Genomic DNA, 26,258 nt, shown 5'->3' on the forward strand with positions numbered 1-26,258 from the left:
GCAATCCCTTTACTATTCCCCAGTCTCCCTTGCCGCCAGTATGGCAATCCCCGGTTTTCCCGGAAGTTTCACTTCAAAAATACCATTCACATGTTCAGCTGCAACCGTCCTAGTCATCTCCCATACATCGATAACCTCCACGGTATATAGATGGTCTTCCGGTAATTGCATTTTACCATAAATCGTACACATGTCTCCAAAGTACTTCAGATACACCTCTTTCCCCACATGAATAACCGGCTCTGTGAAAAACTCCAGCATATGGGTGAATTCTTCATCTGTCATGTTCGACATGCAGATATATACAGGATTATCACTGACGCCGGGTATATTCTGTTCCAGCATTTGTTTTAACTGCGCCTGGTTCTCTATCTGCAGACTGTCTTCCGGCTTAAATAAAACCGGCGTTCCCGGAAATGACTCCGTCAATTTTCTTAAGAAGCCTATCCGCTCCATACTTTGCCCTTTTAGGATTCCGCCCTTACTCCACCATAGACATTGATCATCGTTCATATCATCCATATAAGTCTCCCCATGAGTGGCATATCCCCCATAGCAGACGATCTTCCAGAAACGGTTCACCATTTCAAACGCAGACAGATTTCCCCAGCTGTAGGGAATATTTCCTTCATAGCCAAGTTCATCATAGATAACCGGTTTACCAAATTTCCGGAACAATGCCGGTATTTTGGGGGCATCCGCATCCTGCAAGCAGACATGGGTGGTATCCGTATTGGAAAAATCCCAAGGATGTACAAAATTGTGGTTGCTTAACAAATGCCCGCCCCCATCATTTCTTCCTAAAAAGGCCGCCATTTCTTCCCAGCGTTCCTTTGTAAAATCTGTCATCTGTTCGTATTCATTAGCCAGTGACCACCATACGTTTGGATATGCTGAAATCCTTCGTATCACATATTCCAGATAAGTAAGGCATTCTTCCCGATTAAGATGCATAAACCCCCAGTGATCATAGGGATGGAATAAAATTAAATCTACCTGTACCCCCATTTCATCAAACTGTGAAATGCGCAGCTCCAGTTCTTCCCAGAATTCCATGCATGGACGGTTCACATCCCAGCTGCCCTCTTCATTTTTCTCGAATGCAAAGAGCTTTGGTTCGTTATCATTAAATGCATAGTGTTTGGGGAATACGCAGAAGCGGATCTTGTTAAATGGTGAACCCTTCATGGTCTCCATAGTTTGTTCCACTACCTGATGTTCCTGGTGCAGCAAGGCATACACAGTGGTGCCAAAAGGCAGGTATTTTGTCCCGTCTTGGTATCGGAAAACAGTCCCTTCTGCCTTTACTATCCCATGTTTGTCTTCTGATGCCGGCTCTACCTGTTCTTCTCCAGCCGCCTGCACGATTCCGCTCACTTTGTAGCGTAGAATACCCGGCTCTTCCGGCATAAACCGCACTTTGTATCTTCCCTTTCCGGCATAGAAACCTTTTCTGGTATAATGCTTTCCATTCAGTACAAATTCTGCTAAAACATTTACATGCACCCAGTCATTTCCGGGATCGCATCCTATTAAATCTATTTCTAATACATCATATTGCTTCATCTATATACCTCCTCAATAGCGCAAGCTTGCTTTCTTCTTTACCATTCAACCGTTTACTCATAATCCTCGATCTTCCATTCCTCTTTTCCATTCAGCTGCTTACTCATAATCCTCGATCTTCCATTCCTCTTTTCCATTCCTCTTTTCCATTCAGCCGCTTACTCATAATCCTCGATCTTCCATTCCTCTTTCCAATCCACATATACCATGCCGTCCGTAAACCGCAGTGGCAGCCATACATAATCAGCAATAGAAGTATTTCTGTTTACATCATGGACCAGATGCCTGTCCAGCCCTTCGGAGGATATGATTTCATCAATATCCTTCCTTTTCTCTTCATCCGGATGAAATGCCATCTCAAATACTTTCCGGTAATCTTCGTAGCCGGTGTGTACGAATTCAGGCAGCCACCTGTCGGCGCAGGCGATATACAGATCTTTCTTTCCCGGCACTTTGAATACTGACGAAATTTGTGAATGGTAAGATGTCCCTGATTCATCATCGGGATGGGGATTTCCAAGTACACGAAACGGACCGTGCCAGGTATCCGCCACAGCAACTTCTGACGGATTGGGGAGGTAGCCGCTTGTTCCCGATGTAAGCAGGTAATGTTTGCCCTTTCTCATGAAATGTGCTGTTGCCTCCCTTACATAGGGTGGTCCACTATGGGGAAAATGCGTACTGTAATATCCGGTTACGTCCGTATAGTCAGGCGTCAGATCAGCACAGATCGTCTCACTGTGTACCCGTTCAAAATAATAATAGGCTTTTCCATCCGGCGCAACCACCAGGTCGAAATCCCCGGCACTCATATTTAAGGGTTTCAGCCCTTCCCGGACTTTTGTATATGGTCCTAATATGTGATCGGACGTCAATATCGTTTCTGTCTGGGAGCCATTTTTGTTCATTATTTTTAACCAGCAAACATACTTTTTGGTACCCGCGTTGTAAATAATATGCGGACGGTCCATCATCGCTGTGGGATGCAGAGAAGATGCCGGATCTTCTGTATCCGGTTTTATGATCAGCCCCTTATCCTCCCAGTTATACAGGTCTTCTGATGCATAGCACCGCACTCCCCAATGCCAGATATCATCTCTGCCGGTGGTTTTTTCCTTATTTTCACCGTACCAGTAGTAAACGCCGTCCAGATATATTACGGAACCACCGTGTGCCTGTATTCTGCTGCCGTTTGTATCCAGCCAGATTTGGCCGGGACGTATTGTATGATACATTTATATTACCTCCTCAAGTCTGTCTTTTGATTCATTCCTGATATCCGTTCGCTCAGAAACCGGTCTGAAATTGCATGTTCACCTTATTCTTCTTACCGGTATCATTTTAAGCCTGCGTTCCATTTGCTCAAGGTCCATAAGTTCCCGAATTTGTTCCAGGGCAGCCGGATCCATTTCCTTAAGGGCATCACACAGTGGTCTATTAAGATCCGGTGCCAGTTCCTTTGACATGATCCCAATCCTATCCGTCAGATCATATAAAACGTCTGCCGCCTCGGGTACCGATATCATTTCATTCACCGAATAGTCAAATGAATAGCACGCCCCTGCATCCCATTGCAAATCATAGGTTATCTGATACTCTCCTGCCTGAAGATCTGCGTACCTGTACCCGCCGCTGGCTTCCTGCAGGAGCTGACTGTCGATCCCCACAATTGTTTCCGGTTTTGGACAGGGAAGGTAAACTGCCGCCTTCGCATCAAAGGGTATCGTAATATTCATCTGCATCTTATTATCCGCCACCTCCCAGCGGCTGAAAATATAGCCTGCCGGTGACTGATAGGCTACCTGTGCATATTTCAACTTATTGCAAAGAGTGGGTTTTATTACAAACTGCTTAAATCCCGGATACTGTTCCTGAATCTGCAGTCCGCAAACGCTTTGGTACAACCACTCTACAATTGACCCATAGGCATAGTGATTCAATGAATTCATACCGGTGTCTGATATTCTGCCATCCGGTAATATGGAGTTCCATCTTTCCCAAATGGTTGTCGCTCCCATCCTGATCTCATACAGCCATCCCGGATAATCCTCCTGAAAAAAGATTCGGTATGCATGATCCGCATAACCATACGCAGACAGTACCCGGCAGAGATACGGTGTTCCAACAAATCCTGTAGTCAGGTGCATGTTATCCTCTTCCACCCGCCTTGCTAAGTCCTCCACCACTCTTGTTTCCCACTCTTTTGGTATCAGTTCCATATATAAGGCGAGAATATATGCCGTCTGGGTTTTGATTGTCAATCTGCCGTTGGGTGAAAAGAATTCATTTAAAATCGCTTGTTTTACCTTCTCCGACAATTCCCCGTAGTATTCTTCATCTTCCGTAAAGCCCAGTACCTTAGCACTTTTGCTGACCAAATCCGCCGAATAAGAATAGTAGGCAGATGCAATGTAGACTTTATCAGTGCCTCCCTGGGTTCCGCCCACTATCCTGCCATCCAGAGCTAGCCAGTCACCAAATTGAAATCCTGTCCTCCACAGCCAGGAACTGCCATCCGCCTCATCCTGCCGCCTGATCCAGTCTACCCAGGCCTTCATGCTCTCATACTGGCGCTTAAGAATCGTGATATCCCCATAATGCAGATACAGGCGCCAGGGTATTATAACCGCGGCATCCCCCCATGCAGCAGATCCACCCTGAATCGGATCGCTGACATCCGTTTTCCTTTTCGTAAAAGATGGAATGATATTTCCGACCATTCCATTCTGAAGTTTTTGTTCATTCCAAAGGTCCTGCAGATATTTCGTATAAAATTCGTAAGTTTCCATATTGTAGGAGGCAGTTTCGCTGAAAACCTGAGCATCTCCTGTCCATCCCATCCGTTCGTCACGTTGCGGACAATCCGTCGGGACGTCCACGAAATTTCCTCTCTGACTCCATTTGGCATTTTCAAACAGTTGATTGACCTGTGGATCAGAAGTGGTAATCTGACCGGTTTCTTCTAAATCAGAATACATCGCATATCCGGTAAAATCCTCTATGACCGGCTCTTTCGTAAATCCCTCCAGCTTAACATAACGAAAACCATAGAATACGAAATGCGGCTCTGCAATACGTTCTTCCCCATTGGCAATATAGATGTACTCCTGTTTAGCACTTCGTAAATTCTCATTATAAAAGCAATCATCCTGCAATACTTCTCCAAAACTAAACTTTAACCTGGTACCACATGGCTCATGTATCCGTACAGCCAGCCCCCCTGCTAAGTTCTGTCCCATATCAAGCACCAGTTCGTTCCTCTTCGTTCTAAAAAGCGAGACAGGTTTCACCGTTTCTTTTTTGCATACTGGCAGCGACAGCCGGTCCACAATCCTGCCTAAGTTTTCCGGCTCCCACCGCCGTACTTCATCCAGGTCTGCATTGTCCGGTTCCGGTGTACCAGCACCTTTATCCAAATTGTCCGGTTCAAGTGTACCAGAACCTTTATCCACATTGCTCGGTTCCGTTGTTCCAGAATCTTTATCCACATTGAATTCAGGCCTCTGACCGTCACGGATTTCTTTGCGGGCATCATAGATTTCTCCGTCATAAAGGCTATCTGCTATGACTGGTGCTTCTATACATTTCCAGTCAGTATCCGTCCCAATCTCCATTTCACTGCCGTCTAAAAGAGTGATACGCAGTTCCATCCGTAAAGCAAACCTGTCTGATGCCTGTGAGTGCACAACCGGACCAAAGACACCGAAACGTCCTTTCGCCCAGCCATTGCCCAAAATAGCCCCGATTACATTTTCTCCTATTCCCAAAAACTTTGTGATATCATAGGTGTAACACTGTATTCCCTTTTCATATACGGTACAGCCCGGTGCAAAATACTCATTGCCCACTTTGGACCCATTTAACATTAGTTCATACATCCCCACACCAACTGCATAGGCTCTGGCTGATCTGACCGGCTGTTCCAGGGTAAACTTGTGCCAGATATATGGATGAATGGTGTTATCTTCCCATGCAGGTGTAATCCAGTGAAACTTCCACGGTATATCACGACGCCCCGTCTCAAACCACGAAACCTTAGAAACCCCTTCATCGCCCCCATCTCCCCAAACTGATACCTGCCAGTAATATCTGGTAAACGGCAAAAGTTCAATGGGGATGGTCGTACCTAAGCCAGACAGTGTGTTATCCTTACCGGTGTCATATATGATCTTGTTCAATTGGGCATCCAATGCCACTACTATTCTGGCTGTTTCCTGCTTCTTATCCAAGGTTTCCGTTACTGTCCATGATATAACAGGCTGTTCAAACCAAAATCCCAACGGGTTTTTCATATGATTCGTTCTGCATCTTACAATTTTCATTATTTTCTCCATTCTGAGTCTTTCAGTCCACAAAGGTTAAATTCATGGACTATCCCTGTAATGCCGGACTTTCTCCGGCAATTAAGCTTTACTCTCTTCTCTGATCTGATGGCCATCAACAATAATCTCATTACGCTCTCCCATATTCAATGGTATTACTGCCCCTTCCCCGTCCGTATAAGATGCTTCCATACCCATAGGAACAAAGATTTCCCCGCGTATTGCCCCCTGCTTCTTTTCCATCTGAAAACGCAGAATCCCTTTTGGTGTGATCATTTCCCCTTTCAGATCACTGACAAAAGATAAATGGGGTTTTATGCTGATCTTTTTCCAACCCGGTTCTTCTATTTGGATTCCCAGGATATGATGAATCAGCTCATAGATCGGCTGGGCACTCCATGCATGACAATCACTCCGGCTGTTTACCGGCACCTCAGGACAGGTTGTACAGCCCTTGCCCTTAAGATCCTGCCACTGTTTAAATATGCTTTTAGCCAGTTCATATTTTCCAGCAAGGGCAAGTGCTTCTAGCAGCTCGAAGCTGGTGGAAAAAGAATATGAAACCACACCGGTACCAGCCAATGCCCGTTCCATTAACTCCCCTGCCAGGCGCCCTTCCTTCATTTTATTTAATACCGCCCATGCCTGTGCATGAACGCTGTATTGTTCAAACTCCGGTCCTTCCCGATATAGCTTCCTCTTCTCTGACCAGCAAAGTTTCTCCACTGCATCACATATGCTTCTCTGGCGGTTACGATACTCTGCCGCCACGCCGCACCGCCCGGTTTCCTCATTTATATCCGCCCCACAGGATAGTGCATAAGAATACATCAGATTAATAATCGTAGAGGCACCATAAGCCGTGGCCTCGGGGGAACCATTTTGTGCCTCCCATTCAGGCTGCCAGTCAACAAATTCCCAATAGCCCAGATTTTCAACAAGCCCGTTTTTGATCTTGCGGTCATAATAATCTAATATCAGATCCACATCCGGGCGATATCTTCTGATCGTCTCCCGGTCACCGGTCTGGATATAATATTCCTTAAGCATAAAGATGTAGTGCAGTGAAAATGTGGAAATAATCTGTGTGTGGGAACAGGGATATTTCCCCTGAACCAGCCCATCCGGAATAATACTATAATGAAAATCCTTAATTGCCTTTTTTGCCAGCCGGGTATCATTGCTGCAAATATAGGTGTACAGTGCCTGCAGACGGGTATCCATGGGAAACTGCATCTGTTCATAATAGGGACAATCCATATAGGTTTCATTCATGCATCTCTTCAGCGTATTTACACAGATTTCCCAGACTTCCTTAACCCAGCTTTTAGAGGAATCCACCCAGGTCTGTACCTCAATGGGATATCCGGTTTCCATAAAATGCGGCTTGCGAAAATATGCCTCACTGTCACCGGTTTCTATTACAATCTTAATAAAACGAAACGTGCGGTACCAGAAAGGTTCATATAGCAATTCCGTACCATCCAAAAAAATTTCATCCTGCATCCCGTCCAACGTGCCGTTTATATAATCATCCCGCCTGACATCCACCTGCCCTCCCATAAACCGTTCTGCATATGTAAAACTTACCTTTGCATCTTTTCCAGAGGAAAATGCATATTTTACAAACGCTGTCTTTATTTCACCCGCATCCAGGATAAACTCCCTTCTGGTATTTTTCCCGATATGAATATCCCCTGGAATAACCTGCTCCAGCAGTTCTTTTTGAAAGGTATTCTCGGTTTCATAGAGCAGCGGTATCTCCCGCTCTTTCATTACAAGTGCACCGATATTACCAAAACCTGCATTCCCATCATCTGTCTGTACCGGTTCCAGCATCTCTGCCCTTTGAAATTCTATCCGGCTTTCTGCCTTCTTCCAGGAAAAAGGCACTGCTGTCTTGGGAATACGCTCTGCTATTGCCCCAAACCAAGTGAGATATGGTTCCTGAAACTCCAACTGATAGCTTCCTTCCAGACGCACCCTCCAGTCAGCGATACCTGTTGTAATATCGGCAATTTTTTCTTCCTTTGCATTGAATATACCTCCCTGGACTGCAAGACGGTGTCCCAGGGGAAGACCTGCATAGGCAATCAAAGGCTGGGTGCCGGTTTTCATCCTGTTATTCACAATATAAGAATCGCATGCCAGCACCTGAATGGCAATTCTGTTTGTTCCTGTCCGCAGGTATTTTGATACCATGATTTCATCGTAATACTGTCGATAACGGTCTCCTTTGCAGGGTCCTGATAATATAGAATGCCCGTTTACCCACATGCGGTACCTTGCTGCGGCAGATAAACATATCTTCAGCACACCGGTTTCTTTTAGCGGGATATCCAGATAAAAATAAGCAAATCTGTTGTTCTGTTCTCCCTGTAAAATATTACATCTTTGAAGCTCCTGCTTTGGAACTCCAATCCATTTTGCATTTTTAAACATTGACTAAAACTCCCTTCACTCATCATACATTTCTCTTTCTGATTATGTAGAACTCTTTATCTCCACTTTAAAATAGTCTCCCGGAAAATCCGCTTTTATCAGAGATTCCGAGAGGCTATACTTGAATCAGTTTATCTGTTTTTAATCTTCACGGTATTCTTTTGTCCTTTATTTTTCAGAAGATCTGTATAAGCTTTTAATTTTTTCCCGGGAACTATGATTTTGGCATTCCTGTTGATTCCTTTGAGCGCTTGTTTTCCCGTTTTCCTTAACACTGTGCTTTTTATTGTAATCTTCTTTAATCCTTTACAATTCTGGAATGCTTTTGCCTCAATCGTTTTCACATTTTTTCCAATGGATGCTCTGGTAGCTTTTTTGCAGTTCTTAAATGCACCAGTTCCAATGGAAGTTATCTGAAATGACTTTCCTCCGATCTTTACGGTATTCAAAACGGTGATGGATTTTAATGCTTTTGTTTTAACACCGGTTACGGTTACCGTTCCTTTTCCATTGACACTGGCATTCGTCACTTTATACCTGTAGTTGCCTATTGTGTAGCTCCTGCCTTTTTTCATATTGATTGCAAATGTGGTGGACAGGCTGCCCTGGTAATTACCCTTGCCTGTTATTACCACTTTTGCTTTACCGATATTGACATTTTTGCTGTAAGAAATTGTATAATCTTTATCTTTGGCCATTGTCTTGCCATTGCATGTTAATCGAACCTCTGGTGTAATGGCTTTTCCGGTAAATACCTGTGAGGCAATTTTACTTAAAACAGACTTGGAGATATCAATTTTAGCATTTTCTGGTCCTTTTTCAGTCTCTTGTTCTGTCTCTGGTTTTGTTTCTGGTTTCGTTTCTGGTTCCGTTTCTTCCGGATCCGGTTCCTGGGCTTTTACAACAACACGTGCACGTCCCAGATTCTCTACCCTTGCAAATGGTGTGTCTGAATCCCCTTCACGCTGAGAGGCTACCCGCACCTGGGGATAAAAAGTACCAGGCTGGGTATATACTGCAGATCCCCTGACGATTACACTACCGTCAGACAGCGTTTCATAATCTGTATCAACAAAGTTACCATCACCATATAAATCCCACTTCGCACTTACAATAGAACCGGTTCCCGGCGGTACCTGAACTGCTGCTTCTAACGTAACGGTATCGCCAGCAGCAATATCTGCCCTCTTGGCACCATCTGCATACAGATCAACTACCGGCTGTATTCCCCAGCGTGACGCAGCATCATCCGGCAAAACAAACTGGCTGTCAACTACTTCATAACTGGATGATTGAGGAGGTTCCACACCTTCCTCCACCCAAGCCGACAGATCACGCAGCGCCTGTTCCAGACTGCCCACATAATTGATTAAACGCTCCGGAAGATCTTCCAGGGGATATGGATGATCTAAATGCATATATTTGTTCTCCTGATGATCCGCATACTGGTTAACCCAGATTCTAAAATCTGATTCAAGTCCCTGTTCCCTTACCCTTTGCCTGTACCAGTCCCCGTCCGTTGGAAAGGAATCAACGTCCATCAGATTCTGAATCATAATAACCTTCATGCCAATCTTCCCAGAGTAAGAGGCGCCGCCTGACATCATAGACGCTGTTCCAACGCCTGAATGCTGTCCTCCGATCTGTGCATAGTAAGGTGTCCCTTCAGCATCTTTTAAATGATCCCAGGTATGATAGGTCATCCCTGGATCTATATGCCTGTGATATGCAATATTCGAAAGTCCGTCCTGGTTGATACCCGAATCTCTTAATTTTCTAAAAAGTCTGCCAAGCTCTGAATCTTCTGTCCCCAGGTACCCCGGCTCAGTCCAGAATTTTTCTTTATATAAATTAGTTGTAATACCTTCTGCATCAGCCAGGGCATCTTGCAAAGTTTTATGATTATTCATCAAAAGCAAATATTCATAATTCTCCCATGCCTGCAAAGGCAAGCCTAACTTCGTAACTTCACGCAGAACTTCGCTTTCCATATCATTTAGCACCGCGTAAGGGTCACCGCTGCCTCCGGGACTCACCGCATCCTTAATAAGCGGCGCTTTCTCTTCCAGAACAGCACGGGCAAATAATCTTATATTAAAATTGCCAAGTGAAACCGGAGAGGCTGTAATATACGGTACCGCTCCATCCCATATATTCTGCAGTTTGGTGTTGGTGGTTTCCATAGCCCCGACTACTTGCATGGAACCGCCGCTGCCACCATAAATATAGCCATATATCTTATCCTCATAACCATAGTAATTTTTCGCAATCGTTCTGGATATATGCGCTGCAGCCGCGTCAAGATTAATTCCAACCTTAACAAAGCCGCTTCCGCTTGTCTGCAGGGTATATGCCCCGCTGTCATAAGCAAGCGCTATATTATGATCGGACACATTCCGGTCCAGAAATGTTGGGTGCACCAATTGGTAAAAGCGTCCCTCAAATTTATCTTTCGGAGGAAGATGCACATCAAATCCGCCTAAGCTGCCAATTGTAACCATAACTTTAAGATGCGGTACCGGTGCAGTAAGTTCTTCTATAGACGTAATGGTGGGGCTGTCAGCCTGGTCTATACCCGTCGTATTGGCATAGCCCTCCAACAGACCCTCAGCAGTTACTTCTCCTTCTGCCACACCCTTCTGTTCTGCTGCCATAAGGTCTGATTGCGCTTCCACTTCTATTCCCGTTTTACTTCCTGCCTCCCTTTCCAGAATGATATCTGATTCCTTAGCCAATGCCGGCAATCCGGCATTCATCACCATTGCAAAAGCCATAAAACCCGCTAACACTTTTTTCATAAGATTTAATCTTCTCAATTTCCTTCCTCCCAATATTCCTCTTTCATTTTCAAGTAAAAAAATCCCCAAACTCATGTGTAAAATATTCTAACTTCCCATCGTGGTAGCCATAAAAATTTCGCCAGCCACGTCCCCCTACGCCACATCCTTCCGTACACTGCCTATAAACTACAAAGCGTCACTTCTAATCTATCCCTCCACCTTTGCATAAAATCCCCGCTCATTCCCCTCAATAAAAAGGCTATCCGTTATTACAAAACAATCCTCTAAATGAATATCTTCTGAGGAACTGCCTATCATTACTTTGAATTCACCGGATTCAATCTTCCATCTCATATCTTTATCCAGAAACGCCAGCTGTCCGGGCTCCACTGTAAATTTCACCTGCTTCTTTTCTCCCGCCATCAGCGTCACCCTGGCAAATCCCGCCAGTTCTTTAACCGGTCTTTGTAAACTTGCATAGCTGTCGGAAAAATACAGCTGTACCACTTCTGTTCCATCCACAGATCCGGTATTTTTAATTTCGCAGGTTATCATAATTGTTTCATCCGGAGAAATCTCTTTCGCTTGGATATGCAACGCTGAGTACTCAAACTGCGTATACGACATGCCATAGCCAAAACAATAGCGTGGGGTATGAGGTAAATCCACATAATCCTGAAAACCTATGCTGCGTCCCGTATGCCATGCTGATCCCCAGGGATGATTATAATATACAGGCAGCTGTCCGGTGTGGTAAGCAACTGACACGGGTAATTTTCCGCATGGATTAAATGCTCCCAGCAGCACTTCGGAAATTGCTCTGGCACCGCCCTCAGCTGGTGCCCAGGCTTCCAGTATTGCGTCCAGGCATTCATCTGCTGCATCACTGGATATGGGACGGCCGTTAAAATGTATGCCCACCATGGGCTTTCCAAGCTTTGCTGCCTCTCTGATAAAATGTTCCTGACACGACGGAAGATTAATATCTGAACTGTCTACACCTTCCCCCATAGTCGCAATGGAACAGCTGCAATACCTGCCGCCAAGGGTCATAATTACCAGGTCCGCTGCTGCTGCAATTTCCAATGCTTTCCCATATCCGGATTCATCGCTACCCGCTGCGGGATAACCGTATGCACTGCTAATTTCCACATTTGGCAGATCTTTTTTCAGTTGATCCAGTAAACTCAGAACATTTGGTTTCTGAAGCTTTAATAACTCCATAAATTCTTCTGTCTCATCACTTTGAACCTGAGTTCCCGATATCAGAACCGCGTCTTTATTCCCCGCAGTTCCTGATTCACCAATTCCTGCTATGGAGTTTGCCACTGCCAGCACTGCTGAAGACATACTCAAATGGGTATAGTCACCAAAGAAGACCCTGGCATTCTCAGCATGACAACCAATAACGGCAATCTTTTTTATACCTCCTTTGAGCGGAAGTATTCCATTATTTTTAAGGAGGATCAGAGACTCCCTGGCTGCCTGTAAAGCAATTTCCTCTTCATCCCCTGCCAGAAATGTCTGCTTTAATTCCTGACCGGCAAGTGCATAAGGATTTTCAAATAATCCCATTCTGAACTTCGCAGTCAGCACGCCCAGAACCGCCTGATCTAAACGCTTTATGCCCTTCTCACTATTTTGCAGCCTGATCATTAGTTCATCGTTAAAAGCCATACGGTTTGGCGTCTCCACGTCCATTCCTGCCAGCAATGACTGCTCGCCTGCATCTGTATAGCTTTCACAGACATGCTGCACTTCGTGAATATTGCTGATTGCACTGTAATCCGAAACGGTCACGCCATCGAACTTCATTTCATCCCGCAGCAGCCCGGTCAGAAGTTTTGCCGATGCTGATGCCGGTTCTCCGTCTATGCCGCAATAACAAGGCATAATTCCCTTTAGCCCGCTTTCGCTGATTGCAGCCTGAAACGGCTTTGCGTACACTTCCCGCAGCAGACGATCCGGAATTTCCAGGTGAGTGCCATGAATTCCTCCCTGCGTATGATGGGATCCCAAAAAATGTTTCGCCACTGCTTCAGACTTTCTTCCTGCACTTTCTCCCTGCTGAATCCCCCTCGTATAGGCTGCTCCCATTGCGGATACCAATGCTGCATCTTCCCCGTAGGACTCACCTTGCCTTCCCATGCGGGGATCTCTTGCCACATCCAGTACCGGAGCTAACGTATGGGTAATCCCCACTGCCCGTTCCTGCCTTGACACAACATCTGCAATTTTTTCCTCCAATTCAACATCCCAGGATGAGCCTCGTGCAATTCCAGCCGGAAAACTGGCTGCTTCCTGTATAAACGCACCGCATAAGCCTTCCATATGAAAAATCGCCGGGATGTGATGGCGGCTCTGTTCCATAATGATTTTCTGAACATCCCGCTGAAAATCAGCCACTGCTTCCAGACTTTCAATATTTCTCATTTCCAGCGTACTGATCTCACCAATACCATTCCTGCACTTCTCCTTTAATTCCTCCATCCGATCCTTTGCAGGCAGGAAACAGGTCAGCTGTGCAAGCTTTTCTTCTGTGTTCATTTCCTGTAAAAGCAATTCTGCCCGCTTTTCACTGCTCAGTTGCGTATTCCTATATGATTGATTCATAAGCTTTATTTCTCCATTCATTTTTTACATATTATCCCGTTCGTTACGGGATACTCCATTCTGTGCAAACAATGCCAGCTTGCAATAAAAATCTTCCAGCAGAAGCCGATGGTCAATTTGATCATACACCCGGATGGGACGGCTGACTCCATGATGTACATAGGTCATATCAGATGCTATCCGCGGTGCCTGCCGCCACTCATAACTGGCACTATCTCCATACAAAAGCACGCCAACCGCCGGAGAGTCACCCAGAATATACCTTTCTCCGGTAAAATAATCCATCTTACGAACACCTTCGCATTGGTTAAATTCATCCAATTGCTCAAACAGATATTTTCCGATTTCACCCTGAGGACGAACGCGGTATTCCAGTTCGGCAAGCGTTACCGCTGCCTGCTTATATACATTTTGTGGAATCTGCCACAATTCAATTGGCGAGGAAAACACAACATTTGCTGCATTGATATCATTCCAGAGATTAAATTCATCCCCTCCGAGGGGATATGGCCCTCCTCCAATCCAGACAGCGGTTAGACGCTTTGCAATTTTAGCCTCCATCAGATAGGCGCTTGCCAGATCGGTTATGCCGCCCAGGAACAGTACAAACAAAGGTCGTTCATCCTCTTTAAGTGCTTCTTTTATAATAAATTCTGCCCCCTCAGAAATCTCTGGGGTAAGCTCATCCCTTAACGCACTCTGCGCCCCATGATACAACATATCCTCTTTCTTTAAGCCCATCAAATCAAATATTTTCTCCAGTTCAGCATAACTTCTGTCCACACTGTCCTCTAAGCATCCATAACGTGCGGCAATGAATCCTACATTGTCCAGCTTCGGACTAAGTAAAGCCTGTACAATGGCATACTGGTCATCTGCTTCATTCTTAGCATCCGTATCAATAATGACCCGGACCTGCTTTTCCTGCGGGATTGTAAATGAATAATTACTGTAAATCATCGGTTTCTTCCTCCTGTATTTCATACCGTGTAATAAATAACGCTGCTACTCTTTTACACCTCCAAGTGTAATTCCTTTTACCAAATATCTCTGGAAAAACGGATAAATAGCCACTATGGGGATGATACCAATCACAGCAATAGACATCCGAATTGTTGTGGATGGCAATTTTACATTCGTCGCCATTGCCGCACTGCTCGTTGCTGCAGCGGAAATCGCACGAATATCATTGCTGATATTATTCAATACAATCTGAATGGTATAATACTCCGAACCACCTCTTGCTGATAAATAGTACAGCCCATTCAGCCAGTCGTTCCAGTAGCTTAGAGCCGTCATCAGTCCGATGGTTGCAATGATCGGTTTACTAAGTGGAATCACGATAGATATTAAGATCCGCACCGCACCGGCTCCGTCTATTCTCGCTGCTTCTTCCAAACTGATGGGAATACTGTTGATAAAATAATTCCGGATCAGTATGATATTAAATGCATTCATCATCATATTCGGGACAATTAATGCCCATATGGTGTCCTTAATATTCCAGATCTTGTTATAACAGTAGTAAGTGGACACCAGACCTCCATTGAACAGCATGGTAAAAATCAACAGAAAGCTTACAATTTTCATACCCGGAACCCACTGCTTGCTGATGCCATAAGCAAATAAGACGCTGATGAAAAGGCATGCCACTGTGCCTGCTGCAGTTACAATAATGGTCATCAAATAAGCATGGCCAATCGTCTGCCATTTCATAGCAATGTACTCATATGCTGATAAGCTCCATTCCTTTGGAAAAAAAGTAAATCCGTTGACGGATGCCCAGCTATTATCTGTAAATGAGGCAATAATCAAAAGAATGAATGGTAAGAGTGCAACAGCAGTCGCAATGATACAGATTGCATTCGTGATGATTTGTGTCCTCATATTTTCTCTTGTTTTCATTTATGCCTCCTTTAGAACAGCGCACTGCCTGCCTGATACTTTTTCACAATCTTATTTGCGATTAAAATTAGGATGAAACCACAGATAGACTGGTACACACTTGCTGCTCCTGCCATTCCGTAATCCGCATTCTTCATCAATGCCTGATATACATATACATCTATTGTTCTGGTGAATTCATACAGCGGCCCGCTGTTTCTTGTCACCTGATAAAACAACCCGAAATCAGAACGGAATACCTGGCCTACACTTAAGATAAACAGCGTAATTACAGTAGGTTTTAATAAGGGCAGCGTGATATATCTGATTTGTTTCCATTTCGATGCTCCGTCAATCCGTGCTGCTTCAAAAAAATCCTGACTGATTCCCACGATACTGGAATAATAGATAATCATACTGTATCCTGCATTTTTCCATGTATTTACAAATATCAGAATCAGCGGCCAATAAGTCTTATCCTGATACCAATTAACCGGTTTCAGCCCCATCGCCGGAAACAATGTCTTGTTCAAGAATCCGCTTTCACTGGATAAAAATGCATATCCCAGATAACTGACAACAACCCAACTCATGAGATAAGGCAGTAAAATAAATATCTGGTACAATTTAGAAGTATGCTTTGAGCGAATTTCATTGATCGAAATCGCCAGCAGTACTGCACAAACAGTTCCAATTACAAAAAAGGCTATATTGTAACAAATTGTATTTCTGGTGATGGACCAGGCATCCTTTGATGCAAACAGAAACCGAAAGTTATCCAGGCCACTCCAGTCACTTCCAAAAATACCTTTGGTATAATTCATTTTCTTAAATGCTATGACAATGCCAAACATCGGCAAATAGTTATTAATCAATAAGTAAATTAATCCAGGCAAAACCATCAGATAAAATGGCAGTACCTTTTTCAGTCCTATTCTCTTCTTTGCTGCCGGTAATTTTCTTTTTCCGATCATGTTAATCTCCTATAATATTTCAGGCTGCCGCTAACTTTTGTAAGTAACAGCAGCCCTTTGTCATGATAGATTATTTACTTGCTGCCCATGCATCAAGCTGCTTTTGGTTTTCTGCAATTATTTTATCAATGCCTGCTGATTTTAGCGCGGCATTAAATTCCGGCAAAGCTTTTTCAGGATCCAGTGCTCCTGCATTAAAGCTATAGCAATACTGTTCCATCACGGTCTCAACTGCAGCAATTTCCGTGCTTACGCTGCTGGCATTAAAGCTGTAACCCATCGCCGGTGAATAACGGCTTTTTGGTACGGCATTTTCATAGGCATTTCTCTTATTACTCAGATCAATATCCGCCGGATAAACCGCTGGCAGTTTCATACGATTTCCCCATAGTCCATATACGTTACTGTAGGGAAGCTGGGTAACGTCATCAGCCAGATATTTAATTACCTGATACTCGCCATTATCCTCCACTACTTCGTACTCTTCCCCTTCAAAGCCATATTGAATTAAAGTTCCTGCCTCATTATTATTAAGTACATAAGCGATCGCTTCCACCGCTTTTCCGGGATTTGCAGAAGTTATGGGTACATTCCAGTTAACGTTAGATCCGCCATTGAGTCTAATAAATCCATCAACTGTACGAAATTGTACAACATCCTGTCCCCAGGAAGAGTTCGTTGATAACATACTGCTTTCCACATCACAATAACCAAATGTTCCTAAATAATTTTCTTCCATAGCACGATTTGAAAAGTCTGTATCCACTGCCGCATCAGGTGCAATATATCCCTTTGCTGCCCAGTCATACATCATCTCGCAATACTTCTTATACTCCTCTGTTTCAAAATAATTGTATACCGTCAAATCTTTAAAACTTCTGTTCAGCATCAATACGCCGGCTGATAAACTTCCCGATAACATATCGTATTCCTGATAGCTGTAATTTAAAGGCTCATATGTATTATTCCAGGGAGTTGTCATATAAAAGCCTTCACCTTCTCCCTCTTTCACAATTGCGAACATTTTTTCTATCTCATCTAAAGTATAAAGTTTATTATCATCCTGTTCAAATCCATACTTATCGCAGTACTCTTTTTTCATATTGAAACCATAAGTCTTAGCCTGGTAATCTACGCAAGATGGGAGCGAGTACAGCTTGCCATCATAATAATTTCCACTGATCCAGTTTGGTTCAATATTGCTGCCATGCTCCTCCATGTATTCATCCAACGGTAAAATCAGACCATCTTCAACCAGATTTCCCACACTTGTGAAGGCTGTCAGTGAAACATCCAGCTGTTCTCCGGATGATATCATCAATGTAGCATCCTGCTGGGAAGTCATAAGATCTGTGGGTACAAAGGTTACGTGAACACCGATGTCTTTTTCCATCATCTCGTTCAGCGCGTCTTCCATCCGGTAAAATCCTTCCGTTACCTCGCTGGTTGCCGGATACTGCCAGAAAATTTCTACAATATCTCCATCTGCTTTCGACTCGGTACCAGCCGCTTCCTCTTTCCCTGTCTCTGAACTGCTTTTCGCTGTATCTTCCTGAGATGTCACAGCTTCCGTCTTTGTTTCATTATTTGATTCTTCATTTGTTTCTTTATTTGTATCTTTATTTGTCTCCGTTTTTGTCTCGTTCCCGCTCGTCTCCTTTTGTTGTCCGCATCCTCCTAAAATACTTACCGCCAGGCTGCTGCATACTAATAAAGCAACTACTTTCCTCTTCATAAATTTCCTCCTTAATAGGTATTTGTTTCTATGCTTTATTTATACTTTTTTTTGACTCTAAATACCATACTATTTTCAAACTGGAATCTCTCGAAAACGAACTACTTTTTTTATTGCATATGAATAACGGCTCTACTTATCCTTTAATCTTCTCCACTATATTGGGATGGTGAACACCCAAATGATTTCTTAAACATAGAATTAAAATTAGCATAACTCTTATAGCCAACCAGCTCTGACACAGCATTTGCGCTAAGATTCCTGGTCTTTAGCAGCTCTGCTGCCATCTTCATCCGCTCCGTAATTATATACTGGCCAACGGTTATATTCTTTTCCTTTTTAAAAATCCGATTTAAATATGCCGGATGTATGAACAGCTTTTCAGCTATTTCATTTAAAGAAAGCGTCTCACTGGACAGGTTCTCTACAATATAGCTTATCGCTGCATCCACCGATTTTTCCGTTTTCTTCTGTCCGAAATTTTCTGTTGCCAGTTCCACTTTTTCCTTAACCGCCTGCCTGCCGTATTCCTGAAAACGGGCAGACTCCCGTTTATCTTTAATCCGGTTAACTACCTTAAGAACAGCCGCTCCGATATCCTCGTACATGGCTGGCATCAGCAAATAGTCCTGGCAGCCCAGCTGAATCGCTTCCTTTGCGTATTCAAAGCTGGCATGGCAGGTTAAAAAAATACATTCAATCTCCTTTTTGTTCTCCCTGACCCAGCGCAGTACTGCTATCCCGTTTTCACCAGGCATCTCAATATCACAGAGCATCAGATCAATGGGATTTTTCTGGATACAAAGCTTGGCGGCTTCTGCATCATAAGCGGTAAATACCTCTTCCACCCCATACTGCTCCCATGGAATATCTGTTTTCATTGTCTCAACTGTTAAAATAGCATCATTAATCAATAGTAACTTCATTTTCTACCTCCAAATTGTATGGGAATTGTATGATCACGGAGGTCATTTCCCCCTGTACTGACATTATTTCAATCTTTGCTTCCGGACCATAAAAATGCCTTAATCTCCTTATGGAATTGGATAATCCGATGCCAGAGGTAAAATTCTCTGGCTCTGTGTCTCCCTGCAGCAGCTTCCTGCATTTCTCCAGGGACTCCCCGCTCATGCCATTGCCGTCATCCGTAATCTGAAAGATCACTTTTTTATCCGCATATCGTCCTGTAACCGTTATATGGAGCATGGTTCCCTGCTTCACTCCATGCTTAACTGCATTCTCAATAAAATTATGTATCAGTAGCGGCGGAACCCGGACATATTGAACCTCCGGTTCTATATGATACTCTGCTTCCACGTTTCCTGAATAATTGATACAGACCATCTTTACGTAACCCTGTATCAGCTTAAGCTCCTTGGGAAAAAGCTCTAATTCCTTCTCACTTCGGAAAATATACCGAAAATATTCTGAGAGGTATATGATAATCTGCTGAACCGCAGTCATCTCTTTGCGCTGTGACAAGGTATATATCAGGTTAAACGTATTCAGAAGGAAATGTGGACGAATCTGCAGCTGCAGATTGCGAAGTTCTATTTTCTGCCTTGCAATTTCCTTTTCATAGCCTTCAATCCGCAGGGCCTTGATGTTATCCGCCATCTGGTTAAAAGACTGGTATGCTTCCATATACTCCACAGAATTAGCTTTATCACTGATTCTGTAGTCCTGATTGCCTTTTTTTATCTGGCGGTGTGCATGATTTACTATTTTCAATGGCTTTATTAAAATGATTTTCAAAAATATAAACAAAAGAGGTATCAATGCCAAATATAAGAATGCCATGGTCTGCAATGCCGTGACATATTTAGATATTCCGCCTACAATTTCACTTTTCTTTACACTGATCACTAAATTAAGCTTCTTCAAATTCGCTGAAACAACAATTCGATCGCTGGTATTCGGAGGGCTCATACCCTCTGACAAATCAATTGAATAATCAGTATAGCTCAATCTGTGTTCCAGTTTCTTCATAAGTGCATCCAGATTAAACCACCCTCCATAGACCATACTTTTTTGCTCCACTATTAAAAACAAGTATTTATACGAATTGAATTCATAAATATGCCACCCGCCTGTAATTCCGTCATCCAGCTGTTTCTCTATAAATTCATTCATCGTATGGTACAGGTTATTACTATCCTTAGGGTTTTCATCATAGACAACCACATCTTTCATCTTCTTCATATAATAAAAATAGCCGTCTCCACCATCCGTCATGCTTCCCATAGATTTCAGGCTGAAAAACAATTTTTGCTTCGAGCTTTGATATGTATAATTATCTTCTTCCTGAAGTTTCATTTGGATACAATCCGGATTCTTGGTTAAAAAATAATATAATAAGGTATGGGTATTCGTCATCTGGGTTTCGATTTCTGACGTAAAAGTATCCGCCAGAGTCTGGGCGGACATTTTATTTTGATTTACCATAGTATCAATCACCTTCTCATTTGCGATGATGGCAATCAGATTCAGCGGCAGCACCATTACCAGCATAATCAAAATAACCTTGGTTGATATGGAGTTAAACAAATGGCAGACTCTCTTCTTCATAAATAATTCCTCCCTTTTCAGGTTAATTACAGCAACCTTGAAACCAGTTATACATACTTTGAGTTCCTGATTTGCATTTACCCTTAGTTTATCATATCTTGACCAAAAAACCGAGTAATAATCTCTTTTGAAATTAAAATATCATACATTATAAGGTAACAATGAAAAAAATAAACCCTCTTTTAAAAGACTAATCTATAGTCAGATAAAAGAGGGTATATTTTTCTATATTTTTCTATATTATTCTATATTTTTTATTATCTTTGCAGGAGATGTAAGTCCTCCTGTGAAATGTCTGTTATTTCTACCCAGTCATCCTGTGTGTTATGGTAGTAATAAGCCTTGCAGGATTTTGGGAACATGACATTCCCCTTTGCATTAAGGCTGCAATATCTGCCCACCAAATCACACGCATTTAATTTATCAACTAAAAAGGAATTGTCACACTGCAATAAACACTGCAGTGCGCAATCCCTTAGTCCCTTTATTTCAACCGTATCATGTCTTTCCGAGCTCAGAATGACTTGATTTTCTCTGATGCATACTGGAGGATGACAGCTGTATCGCTTCCGTCTGCCAATCCATCCCTATTTACATCTGCTGTCTGGATTTGTACTTTTGAGAGTTGTTCCAGTTCCGCGCTGTATCTAAGCAGCTTTGCCGCATCCCGGGTATTCACCATACCGTTCTGGTCCACATCACCCATGAGGCGTACCTCCAGGATTTCTCCAACAAGTTTCTTCAAAATTTTCCCTATTTCATCTGCATCTGCGTTCTGATCCTCATACACAGCATGTGCACTGTCTGCCACTTCCCGGAGACCTTCCATACTGCTTTCCAGATATTTTCCGAACTCTTTCAGAATCTCATCCGCTTTATCCAGTGCGGCCTTCAACTCTTCTTTGTTTCCTTTTCTCACAAGGGAAGTCATTGCCTCTGACAGGTTCCTATATGATTCATTGATGTCTGCTTCTTCTGCCTGTCCACTCTCCGCAATTTCCCTGGCCGCTTCCAGTGCGTCTCGAAGCTTCTGTACGCTTGCAGGTGTGTACTGATCTTCTTTCTCCAGAATCTCTTCTGCCGTCTGTATAAGGATGCCAAGTCTTGTGTCATCTTCTTTCACCAGCATAGACGTTACAGCAGTGAGCAGATTTGTGGTCGCATTATTGATCGTTCCCTGGTCGGAACCGCTGTTTTCAAATATCTGCTGCGCTGCCAGAAGGGCTGTTCTGACCGCCTCCACACTTTTTTCTGTGTACTTTGACAAACTCTCTGTGTCTGCAAGTATCGCCTCTGTGCCTTCTATAGCTGCTTTCAATCCCACCTTCTGTGTCCCGTTTTCCAGCATATTACATGCAGTTATGAGTGCCAGAAAAGCTTCGTCAGCCTGTTTCTGATTGATATCCTGGTTTTCCATAAGTTCCTTGGCTGCGTATAATGCCTGCTCCACCGAAGCCCAGCTTTCCTCTGTGTAACATTTGTTTTCTTCCTGCTCTGCCGCCATACTTTCCGCCATAACAACCGCAAGTTTCAGGCTTGTCAGATCTGTATCTTCGGAAGGTTCCGGCATTTCTTCGCTGCTGCCGGTAAGCATATAGGTGCTTCCTGCTTCTGTGATGAAGGAAAACCTTCCCTCTTTTTCTCCGGTAGTTTCCACTTTTACCGGAGTTCCGTTCTGATCCGTAATAGAGACACTCTTCCATCCTTTTCCCTGGACCGTACATTCACCTCCGTTATTGGATATGATTTGTGCTGTCTTCAATTCACCGTTCTCCCAGCTTTCACTGATTTCAAAGTTTCCTCTTGCAACCAGACCACTCACCGATCCGGAAACCCATTGATTCTCAGGAAGTGCGGGAAGCAGATTGATATATCCCGCATTCGACTGCATAAGCATCTCAGCGACCCCACTGGTATATCCAAAGTTTCCGTCAATCTGAAAGGGTGGGTGAGCATCCCACAAATTGGTATAAACGCTGTTGTTAAAGTAGGAATTGATAATCTGGTAAGCACGGTTTCCGTCTCCGACTCTTGCCCATGTGTTCAGCCGCTGTGCCACACCCCATCCTGTTGCATCGTCACCTCTGTCGTTTAAGGATACTTTTGCCGCTTCCATATACTCCTCATTTTCCACTGTAATCAGATCTCCCGGATACAGCCCCAGAAGATGGGACATATGTCGGTGCCCCCCTGAATGATTAGGAATAGTGCCTGATGTGTTCTGTCCAAAGCTTGTCTCGTCATACCATTCTTTAATCTGTCCGCTGTCTCCGATTTCTATTGGTTTCAGTCCATCCATAAATTCTTTCCAGGTATCAATCTGTTCCTGTGATACTGTTCCCGGTTCTGTTTCGTTCAATATTTCTGCTGCCTCTATGCAGTCGTTAAATAACTGCCATACTAATGTATTTTCATATGTATTTCCCGCCGTATATGGACCATGTTCCGGGGAAAAAGCAGGTATTGTAACATAGCGCTCAGTTCCGTCTGGATCCACTGCTTTTTTCAGAATGGACTGATAGAATTTTGCCTCCTCTTCCATCATAGGAAAGATTTCATTCTTCAGTTTGTTAACATCTCCTGAGTATTCATATGCCTCATAAACATTCTGGAGCATCCAGGGAACACCTGCCGGTGACCACCCCCAGGAAAATGTCCAGCCCGGACAGGTCCAGCCAAAAGGCGTATTCTGGGTATTTGCTGTGAATCCATTCTGCTGTCCCTCTGAATTATCAACTCCGAAGTATACCTGGGCCGTCTGCCGTCCCGGTTCCCGCAGTCCCTCCATGTACCGGATCATTGGTTCAGCACATTCTGCCATATTGGTCACATAAGTAGGCCAGTAATTCATCTGCATATTTACATTCAGGTGGTAATCTGATCCCCACATTACCGGATCGTTGGCAGCACCGGAATTGTTCAGCCATACCCCCTGGAGATTGGCCGGCAGTTTATCCCCTTCTCTGGAGGATGCAATCTGCAGATAACGCCCGAACTGGAACATCAGGGTTTCCAGATAACTGCGTGCAGCGGCATCGGCACTACCCTCTTTATAAGACGCCATTAACTGGTCCGCGGGCATACCTGTTTCCTGTTGACCCAGATCAATTTTTACTCTGTCATAGATTTCTTTATAATCAGCAACTGCATCTTTCTTTACTGTTTCATATCCTTTTTGACATGCTCCCTCCAGAATCCCCTCCACACGCTGTGACAATTCCTCTGATGTTTCCCCTGTACGGTAAACCGGATAATTGGTGTCATAATCCGTTCCCGCTGACACGAAAATGTAAGCTTCCCTTGCACCTGTCACCGCAAGTGTGTCTGTGGTACCTGCCAGCGGTTCCACCTTTCCCTGTCCATCCGGCAAAACGACCTTCAGTCTTCCATTGAACTGCATTCCATTATCCCTGAGTTTACCGGAAACGATAATACTGTCCCCTGATGCTTCATAAAGAACATCCTTACCCAGGCTTTCCGCATTTTTTTCGGGCTGATCTATGGGGAAATTAACCTCAAATTCCAGTGGACGCATCTGCGTATCCTCCCCAGCGCCTTCTGCCTTTTCTGCAGTCAGCTTCATCGCAATGACCCCATCGGGATAGCTGGCAAGATATTCTCTGTGATAATGTGTGTTATCCCTGTCAAATGAGACCTCTGCGATGGAGTTGTCCAGATTTAGCTCCCTGCTGTAATTCGTTACTTCCGTATGCTCAGGACGGGGGAGCTCCGCCTCCATATCGTAAGGGTTGACTGCAATACCATCAAAGGATACCTTACTTCCCTCCACGCCCCTGATTTTCAGAGTATGCTTTGTGTTCTCCAGGTTGTTCACCTGCAGCTGGCATCTGCGGCTGTAGTAATCAGAGTAGGTATTGACTGCCGTGTATTCCTCAGAGTCATCCAATGCATATTCAAATGTACCTACCTGAAAACTCATAGCGCCAAACAGCTTAAATCCCGTTCCCGTAAATGTGTAGGTCAGTGAAGCATCCTTCGCTTTATCGCCATCCACATAGACTTCGTCTGTTCCAAACCAGGAATTCCCGTCAGATTCCTCTGTACGGTCCCATCGTTTCCATTCTCCTGTAAATTCCAGACCTTCTTCGGGTGCTTCCACATTCCAGTTTACATTTGTCTCTCCAAACAAAACCTTCAGGTAATCAAAAGATGTTTTCTGTGCTCCACTTTCATGTTTCAGAGACTCAAATGTGAGAACATGCTTCCCGTATTCCAAATCACTTACTTCAAAAAGTACCTGATTTTCCATTTTTTCAGAAGCATTCATAGTTCCTGAATCTACCACTTCTCCGTCCACGGTTACCCTGTAGTCTCCCATATTGGAAGCCTTTACCCCAATCATCTGCATTCCGGTTCCCTGAAAGTTCACTGTAAAAGTACCCGGTGCCTCATTGTAATGCTCTGAACCTGCCTCCCAGGAGCCCTGGTCCCATCTTTTCCATCCATCTCCATATCGAATACGGTCGCTGGTATCGCTGATAACACCATCAGAAGATTCTGGTTCATACATATAATCTCTGTTAAAATCCAGATAAATATCTCCCCATGCCTGATAAGCACCGTATTCCCTGCTCTCTTTTCCAACCAGGGAATCACACATGGAAGCCGCATTTCCATCTCCGTTTAGAAATGCATTCTGCACAGACTGCATATATTCAGCCATAGGCTGACCGTTTACTTCCTCAATGTTCCCACCGGTATAAGGCTCTGTCTCTGAGGGTCCTCCATTCCACATTTCCTTGTGATTGAAAGTAAGATGTTCTTTCTCAATCTCTCCATAGACATTTGCACCCATGTAAGAATTTCCTATAGGAAACGATAACTGCTGCCACCGTTCCGTATCACTGTCGCCACCACTTACATGCCCCTGTGATACCGGTTCATCAAATACAATACTCATCGGAGCCTGATTAACCTTTTGATACGCAGCCTGCACAGATACACTGCCGCTAAAAGGAATTGATGCAACTGTCAATACAATTGCCATACCCTTGCTAATTCCTCTTTCTCTACTCTTCATAATTTCCTCCATTCTACTATAATTTATTTATGATTATTAATGCTATCATATGGACAATAAACAATTCTAATCTTATAGTAGCGCGGTATTAGAAATTTCTTTAGTACTTTCTTGACCAAATTTTTCAATTTTTTAATGTGATTGTTGAGTTTTAGAATTTATTTATGAATTTAGTATTTTGTTAAGGATGCTAATCACAAAAAACCATTTCATAAGCTATAAGGGGGAAAGCCCAGATTCTTCCCAGTCTCTGGTTCGGTTGGTGATTGCTCCACCTCCTATTGCTACCCTGCATCCGCTCCTTCGTCTGCCCCGGCAGGCCCTGTGGCTATG

13 protein-coding genes are annotated in these 26,258 nt (G+C 43.8%); all 13 read right to left on the reverse strand.

The features are described 5' to 3' along the window. Nucleotides 1–12: 12 nt before the first annotated feature. Entirely contained in the window at nucleotides 13–1,566 is a 1,554-nt protein-coding gene (locus CD03_RS0115735) for a DUF5060 domain-containing protein (RefSeq protein WP_027294477.1), read from the reverse strand. Nucleotides 1,567–1,724: 158 nt separating this feature from the next. Beyond that, the gene (locus CD03_RS0115745; protein ID WP_027294478.1) at nucleotides 1,725–2,801 is read right to left on the reverse strand and encodes a family 43 glycosylhydrolase; all 1,077 of its coding nucleotides are present in this window, start codon (nucleotides 2,799–2,801) and stop codon (nucleotides 1,725–1,727) included. Nucleotides 2,802–2,879: 78 nt separating this feature from the next. Continuing rightward, entirely contained in the window at nucleotides 2,880–5,888 is a 3,009-nt protein-coding gene (locus tag CD03_RS0115750; RefSeq protein ID WP_044289414.1) for an alpha-L-rhamnosidase, read from the reverse strand. An 81-nt stretch (nucleotides 5,889–5,969) separates the two neighbouring features. Continuing rightward, the gene (locus CD03_RS0115755) at nucleotides 5,970–8,330 is read right to left on the reverse strand and encodes an alpha-L-rhamnosidase-related protein (protein ID WP_027294480.1); all 2,361 of its coding nucleotides are present in this window, start codon (nucleotides 8,328–8,330) and stop codon (nucleotides 5,970–5,972) included. A gap of 131 nt (nucleotides 8,331–8,461) precedes the next feature. Further along, nucleotides 8,462–11,146, reverse strand: coding sequence for a leucine-rich repeat protein (locus tag CD03_RS38575; RefSeq protein WP_242849103.1), 2,685 nt, complete (start codon nucleotides 11,144–11,146; stop codon nucleotides 8,462–8,464). Nucleotides 11,147–11,317: 171 nt separating this feature from the next. Further along, nucleotides 11,318–13,723: a glycoside hydrolase family 3 N-terminal domain-containing protein gene (locus CD03_RS0115765; protein ID WP_027294481.1), complete on the reverse strand. Its 2,406-nt coding sequence runs from the start codon at nucleotides 13,721–13,723 to the stop codon at nucleotides 11,318–11,320. 24 nt (nucleotides 13,724–13,747) lie between these two features. Further along, on the reverse strand, nucleotides 13,748–14,683 hold the full coding sequence (locus CD03_RS0115770) for a nucleoside hydrolase (protein ID WP_027294482.1): 936 nt from the start codon (nucleotides 14,681–14,683) through the stop codon (nucleotides 13,748–13,750). Between the two features lie 45 nt (nucleotides 14,684–14,728). Next, nucleotides 14,729–15,628 (reverse strand): carbohydrate ABC transporter permease, encoded by a 900-nt coding sequence (locus CD03_RS0115775; RefSeq protein WP_027294483.1) that lies wholly within the window; start codon nucleotides 15,626–15,628, stop codon nucleotides 14,729–14,731. A gap of 11 nt (nucleotides 15,629–15,639) precedes the next feature. After that, on the reverse strand, nucleotides 15,640–16,581 hold the full coding sequence (locus CD03_RS0115780; protein ID WP_044289415.1) for an ABC transporter permease: 942 nt from the start codon (nucleotides 16,579–16,581) through the stop codon (nucleotides 15,640–15,642). Nucleotides 16,582–16,651: 70 nt separating this feature from the next. Further along, nucleotides 16,652–18,316, reverse strand: coding sequence for an ABC transporter substrate-binding protein (locus CD03_RS0115785; RefSeq protein ID WP_027294485.1), 1,665 nt, complete (start codon nucleotides 18,314–18,316; stop codon nucleotides 16,652–16,654). A gap of 143 nt (nucleotides 18,317–18,459) precedes the next feature. Then, nucleotides 18,460–19,242, reverse strand: a complete 783-nt coding sequence (locus tag CD03_RS0115790; protein WP_027294486.1) for a response regulator transcription factor — start codon at nucleotides 19,240–19,242, stop codon at nucleotides 18,460–18,462. Then, on the reverse strand, nucleotides 19,223–20,884 hold the full coding sequence (locus CD03_RS0115795) for a sensor histidine kinase (protein WP_027294487.1): 1,662 nt from the start codon (nucleotides 20,882–20,884) through the stop codon (nucleotides 19,223–19,225). Before CD03_RS0115795 ends, CD03_RS0115790 begins: the two co-directional genes overlap by 20 nt. A gap of 514 nt (nucleotides 20,885–21,398) precedes the next feature. After that, nucleotides 21,399–25,925 (reverse strand): glycosyl hydrolase family 95 catalytic domain-containing protein, encoded by a 4,527-nt coding sequence (locus CD03_RS36160; protein WP_052377829.1) that lies wholly within the window; start codon nucleotides 25,923–25,925, stop codon nucleotides 21,399–21,401. Nucleotides 25,926–26,258: the final 333 nt, after the last annotated feature.

Source organism: Robinsoniella sp. KNHs210 (genome assembly GCF_000686105.1).
Classification (GTDB): Bacteria; Bacillota; Clostridia; order Lachnospirales; family Lachnospiraceae; genus Robinsoniella; species Robinsoniella peoriensis.